Genomic DNA, 13,682 nt, shown 5'->3' with positions numbered 1-13,682 from the left:
TTCCTGCCTATAAAAATAAGTCCGTAGGCCTGATACGTTAAGCGCATCAGGTAGCTTTGTATCTGTGACAGGCAAAAAAAAAGCCCCCTGTTAAACAGAGGGCTAGCGAGTTTATGTCAGCTTAGAACGATTTCTTAAAGCCAATTGATGCATTAACCGGCGCTTCAACCTGCGACTTACTGCCACCGTTACTAAATTGCGTACCCAGTTCTCCGTAAACCTGCAGGTTTCTGTCTATAGACCATGACAGACCGGCTGCAACTTCAGTGCTGGAGTACTGTTGTGAAGACTCAAGCGTGGTGGTGGCTACCGCATTGCTAAAGTGCGTTTTGTCTTTTGAACCCAGACCCTGCCAGACGTTGACCCTGCCGTAAGGCTGGAATTTGCCATGGTTGGTGTCATAGTCAGCGACCAGACGCACGCCCAGACGGGCGGTAAAGGAATCCGCGGTATCCATTTTCACTTTCGTTTGGGTCACACCATCAAGCCGCCCGTTATCAAAGTCGCTGTATTGATAGATCAACTGAGCCTGAGGTTCCAGACTCCATGCGCTGGCGCCTAAACGGAACGATTTACCCACTTCTGTTGACGCCGTCAGCGTGTTGCCTCTGACGGTATACGAGCCGTTGTTACCGGTCGCCGCCAGGCGGGATTTATGGTTACCGTATTGCAGGACGTTATCAACATACATCCCGTCGCCCGAGAACCAGGTGGCGTAGCCGCCGACATAAAACGCGTTGTCGTCGATGTTGCCGCCTTTGCCGTCGCTGCCTGTCTTCGTGCCTTTCACGTTGCTGTCGATATCAAGAATGCTGGTATACATCCCGGCTTTCCAGCTTTCGTTGGCATACATATCGACGCCAACCTGAATCCCCATGGTGTGGGAGCTGGTTTGCGTTCCAGCCGCATCATCCAGTTTGGTTTTACCGGAGTAGCCAATCATTCTTGCCCAGGCGCGATTGTCTTCATCAATACCCGGTTTAACCTCGTCACCCATACGCTGGTGCATGTTGCCTAACAGGCTGATGTCGCCCTGACGAACGACGCTGGCGAGACCAGAATACAGCATAGTTTCTGGACGATATTCGCTTCTCAGATACCAGTTTTCACCCTGACCCTGAGCGTTGCCCGCATGCAGTTGATACTCAAATGCGCCTGCTGCCATACGATCGGCGGCAAGATGGAAGGCGTCTCGTGACGTTTGTGCCGTAGTGGTTGCGCCATTGAGCGCGGTTACCACTTCGATACCATCACCAATGGTTGGTGCGCCGAGACCAGAACCATCGACATCCAATAGCGTACTACCGCTGGCTTTACCGCCATCGATAATCAGACGGTCGGCAATGCCTGCGCCGCTGCCATTTTGTGTGGCCGCCATGTTGATAGTCCCTTTTTCGCCGGTGTAATCCCCTTTGACGGTTAACGTTGTGCCAGTCTGCTGGCCGATGAGTGAAACATCGCCGCCGTTGCTCAGTCCCGCTACCGTCTGGTTGTAACCTTGCGTGTTGAGGGTGGTGTCAGCGACAACGTAGTGGTGTGATGCGCTACTCAGAGTGTTGGTATTACCCGCCTGCAGTACACCGTTGGCAATCAGCGTTGCGCCGCTGTAGCTGTTTTCACCATGCAACTCCGTAACACCGCTGCCGGTTTGATGCAGTTGGCCTTCGCCGCTGATATTACCGGTCAGCGCCAGGGTATCGCCACGATTGACGTTGAGTACGCCGTTATCAACGATATCCCCCTGAATGCTGCCGATATCACCGCCGTTACCCAGCTGTAAAACGCCTTGCTCGATGGTGGTGCCACCGGTGTAGGTGTTATCCAGCGTCAGGGTGAGGGAACCTTTACCGGTTTTGGTCAACTGACCGTTACCTTCGACTTCCGTCAGCAGAGAAACGTTATGTCCGTTGGTGTCGAATGTCCCGCCGCCGGATTCCAGAGTCACCTGACGAGCGGTATCAAACGCTTCACCATATTTCAGCGTACCACCATTAAAGGTAATTCCCGTCTCTGGTGCGCCAAGGTTGGTATCACCCGCTACCTGCAGCGTACCTGAGGTGATGGTGGTTCCACCGCTGTAAGTATTGTCGCCAGTGAGGATGAGCGTACCGAGGTCGCCTTTATTCAAGCCGCCGGTGCCGCGGATCACGCTGTCGATAGTCGCGGTGTAGTTAGCGCCGTCTACTGTGCCATCGCCGACGCGAATCAGCGTATTAGCCGTATCGGTGGTAATGGCTTCACCGCCCACGCGATAACCATCGGTGGCGAACTGTGCGCCACTGATGATGACGTCGCCTTTGCTGTTATCGACGGTTACGTTGCCCGCTTCACCCTGGAAGACGGCGAACGCAGCATCGGTAAACGGTGCATTCAGCGCGCCTTCTGGCGTTGATTCATCCGTAGTCCAGTTGTCATTACCCTGGCTGGATTGCCAGATACCGTCGCCGCCGTTGATGACGCCGTTGTTTTTCAGCTCGCCATTCTCACCGCCGGTGCCGTCCCAGAAACGCAGCGTCAGCCCGGCATGGTTGACCAGGTTAACCTGGTTTTTAACCGAGGTTTGTACGTACAGGCTGTCCGCAGCTTCCGGCGCGTCGGCAATGTCCATCACATTGTTGGTTAATGTGCCGGTATAGTTGATGACGCGGTAAACACCAACGTCAAAGCTTCCGCCTGGAGAGGTCTGGATATTGAGCTTACCATCGAGCGTCAGATCGCCATTCACATCAATCAGGTCATTGAAGGCTCCGCCTGGGGTATAGGCCTGACCAAACTGGTAATCAAGCTGTGCGTTATCGCTGAGCGTCAGTGAACCGGTAGTCAGTTTACCCACGCTATTGATGGCCGCACCCGCGGTAATATGGCCGTCATCCAGTACATCAACCGCGCCGCCGATAATACCGTTCCCGCCGAGCGTTGCCCCAGATTTCACCGTCACCTGACCGGTCGCGGCAGACTGATTACCGTTGACCAGCAGTACGCCTTCATTGACGTCCGTGGTGCCGGTCCAGGTGTTATCGCCGGTCAGCGTTAACGTGCCGTCACCGATTTTCACCAGGCTGCCGTCGTTGCCGCTGATAATGCCGCTGATGGTGTCATCAAGATGCAGATTACCCAGCGACAATTCTTTATTGCCCAGTTCGACATTCCCAGCGCCGGACAACGAGCCGATAGATGTTGCGCTGTCGACTGCGCTGATATCGACCTTGCCGCCAGCCAGGTTTTTAACGACGGTATTCTCTGCTAGCGCCTGGTCCGCAAAGGTCATCAGTCCGCTGTTATTCACGCTAGCAGAACCACCGCTGGCGTTTTCTTCCAGCGCCAACGTACTGTCTTTTGACACGTTAACCGTCGCCTCGCCCGCGGTGGCGTTATCGGTTAACAGCGCTTTCGCTGTGCCCGTCAGGTTCAGTTTTGCGCTCGCGGCGGTGACGTTATCCGCCAGTGTTAACAGGCTGTCGGCGATGTTCATGGTCAGGGATTTCAGGCTGGTCTCTGTTCCGCTGACATTGAGCGTCGCCCCGTTATTGACGTTCACGGTGCTGCTTTCATTGCTACCTAAGGCCCCGGTTTTGCTGACGTTGACCGTCACATTGTTGGCATTTCCGGTACCGGCAATTTCTGTGTCGCCTTTATAGCTGTTCGCGCGATTGAGCGACAAGGTACTGCCCGCATCGCTTGAGCTGCTGGTGACTTTCAGTTTACCGTCGCCGGTAATCTCACCGGTTGGCGTGAAGTTATGTGAATTGAGGTCAAACACCGCCGCGTTATCATTCGCGCCCAGCGCAATGGTGCGATTGCTGGTCAGGTCCGCACCCATCTGCAGCGTGGAGCCATTGTTGATAGCCAGGTCGGTTCCGCTCTGACCGAGGTTGCTGTCGGCGGAAATCTGCAACGTACCGCCATCAATGCGTGTGCCGCCGCGATACGCGTTATCACCGCTGAGGATCAGACGGCCAAGGTCGGTTTTCACCAGCGTCAGCTTGTCAGTCGTGCTGGCTTCGCGGATGACGGACTCAATGGTCGCGGTATAGTTTTGCCCCGCGCCACCCGCGCCAACGCGCAGCAGCAGTTCACCGGTTCCCGGCGTCTGGCCGGCGTGGGTCGCGTTTTCCGTGGTGGCATAAGCGTTAAGTGCGTCGCCTTTAACGACATAGCCATCGGCGTCAAACTGTGCCCCGGAGAAGTTAACTTCTCCTGCGGCGTTATCCACGGTAACGGTGCCACCTTTGGTGGTGAAGACGGCAAAGGACTTCTGCGCCCAAGGTGCGTTACCTTCGCCCGTTGCCGTGGTCCAGTTGTTATCACCCTGACTGCCGATCGCCATCCATTTGCCATCGCCACCGTCAATTTTGCTGTCGCCCTCAATGCCCGACGCGCCGTGGCTCTGACTTACCGTCGCCCCGTCCCAGAATTGCAGGGTAACGCCGTTGGCGTTCACCAGGTTGACCTGTTTGTCGATAGAGGTCTGGACAAAAATATTGCTCTTATCCTGACTGTCCGGTATTGCGCCCAGCTCCAGCGTCTGGTTATCCAGCGTACCGCCGTAATTATAGATACGGTACACGCCCGGTCCGAAGTTACCGCCTTGCGAAGTGGTAACATCCAGGGTCCCGTCCAGTTGCAGATCGCCTGCCACGTTCACCAGATCGTTTAGCGCACCGCCTGGCGTAAAGGCCTGCCCCAGTTCGAAAGCGGAGGTCGTTTTGCTGCCAAGCTGCAGATTACCGTTAACAGATAGCGTACCCGCACCGCCGTCACCGGCGCTGATGGTTGTGGCATCGTTCATCAGCACGTTACCGCCGATAATGCCCTTACCGCCAAGTGTGGACGTACCGCTGACGGTGGTGACGCCGCGCGCCGCGCTTTGATCGCCATTCACCAGCAGAGTGCCGTTAGTAACGGTGGTGTTACCGGTATAGGTATTGTTGCCGTTCAGACGGGTAATGCCGCCGCCGATTTGCTGTAGCGCACCGATACCGGAGATCACACCGTTGAGCAGCACGGTGTTGGCGCGATTAATCGCCAATACGCCGTTGTCGATGATGTCAGAGACGGCGCTCACTTCGCCTTCATTTCCACCGTCACCTAACTGCAGCGTACCGGTTTGATCAATGGTGGTAGAGCCGGTGTAGCTATTGTTGGCGGTAAATACCGTGGTACCGCCCGCCGCACGTTCAAATTTCCCGTCGCCGCTGATGATGCCGCGATAGATCTGTGCTGTTGAGGTATCCCCCTGAGTATCGAAGATAACCTTGCTGTCTGCGCCCTGGGTGGTGACATTGTAATCGCCAATGCTTGCGGCAGTGCTGGTTGGTTCGACGTGGTCGCCGGTACGCAGCGTGGCGCCATTGTTTACAGCAAGGGTTTCGCTCGCCAGATTCAGGTTTTCAACGATGCGTACATCTGCATTTGACCCGCTGATGGTCAGTGAATCCCAGCCAGTGCCAATGTTGGTACCGGTATTCAGGTTGTCGCTAGCCAGCGTACCAATCTTCGCATCTTTTGTATCAGTGAAGGTGAGGGCGTTGCCCGTACCCGCTGCGGTAAGGATGTGGCGCGTTTTATCCAGCGTCACATTGCCGATGTTGGCTTTATTGTTACCGCCAGTACCCGCGAAATTCACTTCGCCAGCATAAGAGCCGCTACGCCAGTTGAAGGTATCCGTACCTTCGCCGGTGTTGATTACGCCGCTGGTCACACCGCCGCTGATATCGATGGTGTCATTGCCTTTACCAGACTGAATTGCCACGGCCGAGTCGTTGATGGCCTGCAGGGTTCCCGTGTTGGTAATGGCTTTACTGCTGTCGCCGCTGGCGTCTATTACCGGTGAGGTGGTACTGGCAGAGATAATCTTGCCGCTGTTGGTCAATGCGCTAACGTTTTTCGCGATGATTGCTGAACCACCTGCGCTGTCATGTACGTTGATGTCGGCATTGGTGGTGATACGACCGTCCGTATTGGCGCGAATACCGCTGCCTTCGCTGTTGAGTACCTCAATGGTATAGCCTTTGCCGATGGTTAGATTGCCCGTCACCGCGTCGCCATTTCGTTGTTCAAAGGCGAAGCCGGTACCTTTACCGTTGACGTTGAGGATGTTGTTCAGCCCATCGTTCATGGTCAGCGCCACGCTGGTGCGGATCCCTGGGCCATCGTTGGAGTCGATGGTGACATCTCGCAGCGTGATATTGGTGTTGTTGGCATCGTTTTGAATACCGGCACCGGTACCATCAGCGCGGATCATCACGCTTTGCGCGGCCAGAGCGCCAGCGCCTTCGGCCAGGCGAATACCGTCAGCGGAGCCATCGGTGGTAATGCTGTCGCCAGTCATACCGTTAATCAGCAGGCTTGCCCCTTGGGTCAACAGAACGCCAGCGGTGCCATCATCAACCTGAATTTTGCCCAGCTTATTAATCTGCGCGCTGGAGCCTGAGGCGCGTACGCCGATGCCGTTGCTGACATGCAGGGCGAGGGAGGAGTTATTGGTTAAGCTACCGCCTTTTTGAACATCGACACCGATGCTGTCGACGCTGGCCAGATCAATAATCGATTTGGTATCGAGGATCAGGTTGCCCAGATTCCTCGCCACATAGGCGATTACCTTGTTGCCGCTGGCTTCAGAGGTGATCTTCGCGTTTGAGGTCAGGGTCGTGCTCGTGGCATTGCCCTGCACATTACCATTCAACTGATGCGCCTGACCATCCACAACCCCGGCAACGGTTCTTTCACCGGTTAAATTGATGGTGGTTTTATCGCTGATGGTCCCTTTCGCGCCGCCTTCGATAACCAGCGCCGCAGAGTCAGTGCCCTTAACGGTAAACGTTGCTTCACCGGTATCTACGTTACTGCCTGCGCCGGTGGCGAGTACGCCCACGGAATTGTTACCGCTGAGAGTCAAATCCAGGTTGGAGGTGGACTGATCTTTCGGGTTAGTGGTATTACCGGCCAGCAATGCGCCATTGGCGATACGGAAAATGGTGGTGCGATCCTGACCGTTGTCATTCATCACCGCCTGACCAATATTGGCGGTAGCGCCCTTACCATACAGGTAATAACCAATCTGATCGGTGCTGTTAAATGAGGGGCTACTTAAGCTGTCAACGTTAGCGATGGCGTTATCACGCACGTGGACGCCGATGTTACCGGCTTTATCCAGCGTAATATTAGAGTAGACGTTGACCACTGCCTGACCGTTGGCGCCACCTTCCGCCCAGATGGCGTAGTTACGGTTACCGACGCCGCCTTCACCGTCCACCACGATAGAGCCTGCAGCGCTGGTGGTGACTTCGGCATTTTTGTTATTGGCGCTAACGTGGATCCCTACGTTGTTGGTGCCATTCACGTTAATCTTGCCGTCGTTACGGATTTCCTGATTATTTTCTGCGCCGCTGTCGTGTACGGAGATGCCGTAGTTTTTACTGCTGCCCCCTTTAGAACCGCCATTGATCACGATATTGCCGGTATTGAGGACGTTGCCCGTGGCATTTCCGACCAAAATCCCTGCGGCGTTACGGACGCCGGTTCCCAGCGTGATAAGGCCGTTGTTAATCACCTCTTTGGCGCTCTTGATCATAATACCGGCGCTCAGGCTGGAACCGCCTGCCATGGTGACATCTTTAGCCGGATCGCTTGCGTCGCGACCAAGATAAATAGAGGCATTCTGAGCATTGGTAAAGGTGGCATTCCCGGCGACTTCTACGCCATAAGCGGTGCCGCTGGCAAAGGATGTACCGCTTTTACGTCCGTCTACGACGTTAATCTCGCCATTGTTGACCCCTTGCGCATCGTCAGACAATTGCATACCAATCGCCAGCGTCAGCGAAGAAGCGGGGACGTCTTTGCTCCAGGGATCGGCTGCCGAAGCGGTACCAAAGTTATCGGTGGTGATCGCCTGGTTGATGATGCCGTTGTTAGCGATCTGGCTGGTGCCTTGACCTTGCATACCAAATGCGCCATAGCTGTTGACGTTTTGGTTGCCGTCTTTATCGATAAACAGCCCGGAGTTGATCATCCCGTTGTTGGTTGCCGTCGCGTCTTGTGCCAGCATGCCAATCGCCAGGCTCTGCCCGGTAGACGTTCGTAATGCGTTCAGTTCGCCAAAGTTTGTGATAACCCCGCTATCAACGGCTTTCATGACGCCATTAATACTGCCGTCAACGGCAAGAATCGCATCTTTGTTCAGGGTGCCGGAGGTGCCTGCGCCGTTGGCGTAAATAGCATGCAGCTCACCGCGGCCAGCGGTCGCGTTATTGACATGCGATAAGCCGTCTGTCCAGACGTCGTAATCCCAACTGAGCACGTCAGAGGGCTTGCTGGAATTGATCAGACCATCAATCAGCTCGGCATACTTCGTTTGTGCTGCGGTGACGGTAGTGACTTCATTCGCTTCCAGCCACAGTTGGATTTGGCTGACTTTTTCGCCTTCCGGGTTTTCCGCCGCGTCGCTGCTATTGCCCAACAGCCAGTCGTTAAATTCGGCCAACTCCTGCGTGTTGGTGATGTTAAATGTGCGCTCACCCGTTTCGACGACTTTGCCGTCCGTATCATAGCCGTAGGTCATGAGCGTGACATCATCGCCAAACACGGAGGTTTGCGCTGAGCCGGCGAAGGTTTTTTCAGGAATAACCGGGGCGGCGTTAAATTTTATAAAGTTATCGGATTGCCAGTAAACCTGGCTACCCGCGTCCTGAGCCTCCAGTAAGGAGGAGTCTTTGGCCAGTAATTCGATGGTATTGGCTTTGGCGCGTACATTGAGCGTGTCGTCGCCCAAATTCAGATTGGCCGTGGAGCCGTTTGTCGCCAGCGCGATGCCAAATTGTTTGTAGATTTTAGACTGCGTCGGATCGTAAGTGTTTAATGCCGAATCGCCAATCTGTGATTCGGTAAGAAAGTTACTTAACGCGTTGGTATCAAAGACTTTAATGGTTGTTTTTTCGCCGGGGAACGCCGGGTCGTTAATCTCAAATTCTGTGCTCTGCGAAGGCGTTGATGATTGGTTATAAGTCAGGTATTCCGCCAGCTCCTCGGCGGTAGTAATCGTTTTTACGCCCTGGTCAGGGCTGGTGGCCTGCAGGGTGATTTTGCCGGTTTGCAGTAGCTCTCTGATGGTCGTTGATTCAACAACGCCACTTTGACCCGGACTGATGGTTGGGATCGCGCCGCTGATATTGAGCGCCTGACCAGCAGTGATATCTTCATATAAGAATCCGTAGTCGTGGACACCCTCATAATCCCCAACAGAAATACCTGTCTGGTAGTCGGCGAAAATATTATGTTCACCGATGTCGATGATCGGAGTTGCTGAAGCTTGCATTGAAGCAGCGCTTAATGCGCCGGCCGCCAGTACGGCGACAGTTTTACGTGAGCTGCTTTTTTTCTTTCCTTTGGTTAATTCGGAAACGACCACCCAGATACCGAGCGCCGCGTTCCAAATAATGCTGTAAACTTTGTTCATATATAACCCTCGTCTACATTCCTGTTATGTGTATTGTTAATACATTGAGTTGTTGGCTATGGTTGGCACGCGGATGTGCTACCCGGTAATAGATTTTTGGAAATAGGATTCCCTTCCGTGCAATGCGGAATTAAAAAGTGAGCCGAAAGGAAATCTTTTAAATAATAACCGTGATAATTGTCCTTAAATAAGTCAGTTACGGCTGGCTATAGTGAGAAATGGTGTACTTGAGTCGGGAGTTATTTTTCCCGAGTTTTCTGGCAATGTTGCTTTTGTACGCACCGATGGTTTTTTCACTTTTTTGTGATGCCCCAGCGATTTGAGTCAATGACCAACCCCGGGCAAGCATCATCATTACGTTAAATTCGTTTGCTGTGATTTTGTTATTTATTTCTTTGATATTAATTGGTTTTTTGTTTTGTGATATGCACGTCACGGCATGCAGTAACCGATCAAGGCTGGCGTCTTGATCGAGGAACAGCATGTTCCTCCCGCAAACGGTTTGAAAAATAGAAAAAGTAGCTTCATCTGCCAAAACAATAATTTTTGTGGCAGGGCGTAAAGCCATGTTGCGGATAATCCTGGCATATTTTAAAAAATCTGAGTTGTCAGGATTAATAATGATGCAATCCATTTCATAAGGGATTATGTTGACGGCAGAAAGCGTCTGAGAGGAGTAGTACGCGATATCAATATATAATGATGAACCACGTAGGATTTCACGCATGCCTAGCCAGGGATAAATTGATTCACCCAAAAAAATAGCCTTAGACATAACGATCTCCTTGAAATTTTGGTGCAGGCGGTCGCCTCTTTTTTTAGTCTAAAAAAAGAGTTTCTTGCGACGCATGAAATGTTAATTAAATCTCGTATGACGTTCTTTGGTGTGAACGCATCCTTATTTATTGCAGATTCAACAGATATTTTCTGTATTAATTTGAATCATTAACTATTCTTAAAGTAGATATTACACTTTGTTAAAATTTAAGATAAATCGTTTATTTCAGCTCTGAGTAAATGATTGATAGATTTCGCTTATGGATCACGCGAATAATGTTTCAGCCATTTCTATAAAGACAGGGTATTCCTATTTATACTGGAGGGGATTTATATGAAAAATCTTATATTTCAAACAGATAACCATTCTTCTTAATGGGACTATTGGCAGGTAGGAGAATTCTTAATCAAGGCCAGGATAAAGAGAGAGGGAGAGCGGTGGGAGAGAGAAATATTGTCTTATTTGCAGTTATCGACCTAAAATTCGAGCATTTAAGGTGATAACTCTGACCTATCTTAATAACTAAGCATTTTGTGCTATTTTTATCATTTGGTGCTTAATCTTCAAACCTCCCTTGAAGATGTTGTATTTTCTGCTTGCTATCGCTGATAGCGCTTACCCCGCCAACAGCTCCTGCTCAACCTGTTGCACCTGTTGTTCCAGCGTATTGCGGATTTCCGTAAGCGCCCGTTGTTGATCGGAGAAGTAAGCCTCTTTATCCGTCACGGAGGTGGCAAGGCGCCAGGCGTTCTCAGCTTCCAGTTCGGTAATCTCTTTGAGCAGAGCGTTAATTTGTTCTCTGAGCTGCTGTATTTTGCTGCGTAAATGCTGCAGATCGTTCAATCGGTCACTCGCCATCATCGGTTCGAGGCCGCTTTGCAATTGAGTCAGTAGCGCCCGAACGGCAGCAAGGTCGGCATTTTGGCGCGCCTGGTTAAGCTGCACCATCATCTGATGCGCTTTCTCTTTCAGATCGTCCGCCACCACGTCCGGATGACAAAGACGGCTGGCCTGACGCCACAGGCGTTTTAACTCATTACGCTCTTCAGAAGAAAGCCGTTGGTCACGGCTAAAACGATGTTGCGCATCCTGCTGCTGCTCCTGATATTCATCATATTCATGGCTGGCTTCTTCCTGTGCCTGACGGGCTGCGCTGTCGTCCTGGCGAGAAAAGTCGTTTTCCAGCTCACGAATCTCCGCCAGCAGGGCGGTAATAAGCTCCGTTTGTTGCTGAATTCGTTGACGTGTTTCCACCGATTCGTGCGAATCTGAATTCTGGTTCATCCAGAGCTGCTTAAGCCTGGCCAGTTGATCAACAGCCTGGGAAATATAGTGCTGGCAGGATTGATAGTCTTGTTCCCGGCGTTTTCGCTCCGCTTCCTGTTTGCGCTGGGCGCTGGCGGCGAGCTGTTTACGCAACTCGAGGATCCGGCTCATCAGCGGCCCAAGGCGAAGATGATACAGATCGTTGAAATCATCGAGGATTTGAATGCGCGTGTTGCGCTTATCGATCAGGTCACGCAGCTGTGTTTCGAGCGCTTTTAGTTCCAGTTTACTGGCGGCAATGGCAGGATCCTGCCACGTTGAGACTGCCCGTTGAGATTGCAGCCAGGCCGTGATTTCACGTAGGGCATCACTAAAGCGCCGTGCTTCGAGCGCCTGAACGATGGCGCCTGGCAAGACTGACATAGGCTCATTTTTCAGATGATCTACCTGCTGGAAAATAATCTCCTCATCTTCCAGTTCAATAGCGCTTTTGACGATTTCCAGTCGTTTGATGATCTTATTCATGACAGTCGTTGCCTGGCCTGGCTCAAAAACGAGTGGCTGAAACACAGCGGGTTCACCCGTTTGAAAATGTTAGAAAAACAGTAAAGCGCATTCTGTGGCCTGCGATGCCTTTTCGTCCAGAATAATTCACTGTAATTATGAACAAACGCAATGCCACGGGCACAGCGGGTCCTTATTGCGCCTTGCGACAACCAGGTTGAAATGTTAAAAGAAGCCCCTTCAATAAAAACGACACAGGGGAAGGGCGTGAAAAACGCGTCAACTGCATCTGACACCAGCGTGTCTGATGCCGCGTCAACGAATGAGCCGACGCTTCAGCGGGGGTTGCAAAACCGCCATATTCAATTAATTGCGCTGGGCGGCGCAATTGGTACCGGCCTGTTTTTGGGCATTGGCCCGGCTATTCAGATGGCGGGACCTGCGGTGTTACTGGGTTACGGCGTTGCCGGGATCATCGCTTTTTTGATTATGCGTCAACTGGGCGAAATGGTGGTGGAAGAACCCGTTTCCGGATCGTTTGCCCATTTTGCCTATAAATACTGGGGACCGTTCGCGGGTTTTCTGTCCGGCTGGAACTACTGGGTGATGTTTGTGCTGGTTGGCATGGCGGAACTGACCGCGGCTGGGATCTACATGCAGTACTGGCTGCCCGATGTCCCGACCTGGATTTGGGCCGCGGCATTCTTCGTGATCATCAACGCAGTTAACCTGGTCAACGTACGTCTGTATGGCGAAACGGAATTCTGGTTTGCGCTGATTAAAGTGCTGGCCATTATCGGCATGATTGGTTTTGGCGTGTGGATGCTGTTTTCCGGTCACGGCGGGGAACATGCAAGCATTGATAACCTGTGGCGTTACAACGGCTTTTTTGCCACCGGCTGGAACGGGTTGATCCTGTCGCTGGCGGTGATTATGTTCTCCTTTGGCGGACTTGAGCTTATCGGGATTACTGCCGCAGAAGCGCAGGATCCGCAGAAAAGCATTCCAAAGGCGGTAAACCAGGTGGTGTACCGTATTCTGCTGTTTTACATCGGTTCTCTGGTGGTGCTGCTGGCGCTGTACCCGTGGGTGGAAGTGAAATCCAACAGCAGCCCGTTTGTGATGATCTTCCATAATCTTGATAGCAACGTGGTGGCTTCAGCGCTGAACTTTGTCATTCTGGTGGCTTCGCTGTCGGTATATAACAGTGGCGTCTACTCTAACAGCCGTATGCTGTTTGGTCTCTCTGTCCAGGGGAACGCGCCGAAGTTCTTAACCCGCGTCAGCCGTCGCGGCGTACCAGTGAATTCACTGATCCTCTCCGGTGCTATTACGTCTCTGGTCGTACTGATCAACTATGTCCTGCCACAAAAGGCCTTTAGCCTGCTGATGGCGCTGGTTGTGGCGACGCTGTTGTTGAACTGGATTATGATCTGCCTGGCCCATCTGCGATTCCGGGCGGCGATGCGTCGTAAGGGACGTGAGACGCAGTTCAAAGCGCTGCTGTACCCGGCAGGGAACTATCTGTGTATTGCTTTCCTTGGCATGATTCTGGTGCTGATGTGTACGATGGACGATATGCGCCTGTCAGCTATCCTCCTGCCGGTGTGGATCCTGTTCCTGTTCGTTGCCTTCAAACTGCTGTGTCGTAAGTCCCGCTAAGTTTCTACCGATCCCATC

The 13,682-nt window shown here is 52.5% G+C and carries 4 protein-coding genes; 1 reads left to right on the top strand and 3 read right to left on the bottom strand.

The genetic code is table 11. The features are described 5' to 3' along the window. Nucleotides 1-121 precede the first annotated feature (121 nt). The 3 genes from OGV93_RS06765 to OGV93_RS06755 form a co-directional block, all read right to left on the bottom strand. Nucleotides 122-9,454, bottom strand: coding sequence for an autotransporter outer membrane beta-barrel domain-containing protein (locus OGV93_RS06765; RefSeq protein ID WP_287109460.1), 9,333 nt, complete (start codon nt 9,452-9,454; stop codon nt 122-124). A gap of 196 nt (nt 9,455-9,650) precedes the next feature. Continuing rightward, nucleotides 9,651-10,229 (bottom strand): helix-turn-helix transcriptional regulator, encoded by a 579-nt coding sequence (locus OGV93_RS06760; RefSeq protein WP_049040880.1) that lies wholly within the window; start codon nt 10,227-10,229, stop codon nt 9,651-9,653. 618 nt (nt 10,230-10,847) lie between these two features. Further along, the gene (locus OGV93_RS06755; protein ID WP_046275128.1) at nt 10,848-12,023 is read right to left on the bottom strand and encodes a coiled-coil domain-containing protein; all 1,176 of its coding nucleotides are present in this window, start codon (nt 12,021-12,023) and stop codon (nt 10,848-10,850) included. Nucleotides 12,024-12,269: 246 nt separating this feature from the next. Here OGV93_RS06755 and pheP point away from each other — a divergent pair, with 246 nt between their 5' ends. Then, nucleotides 12,270-13,664 (top strand): phenylalanine transporter, encoded by a 1,395-nt coding sequence (pheP, locus tag OGV93_RS06750; RefSeq protein WP_047415083.1) that lies wholly within the window; start codon nt 12,270-12,272, stop codon nt 13,662-13,664. Nucleotides 13,665-13,682 lie beyond the last annotated feature (18 nt).

The sequence above is a fragment of the Citrobacter sp. Cb031 genome, from assembly GCF_030336725.1.
Lineage (GTDB): Bacteria > Pseudomonadota > Gammaproteobacteria > Enterobacterales > Enterobacteriaceae > Citrobacter > Citrobacter braakii.
This window is presented reverse-complemented; position numbering and strand designations above follow the sequence as displayed.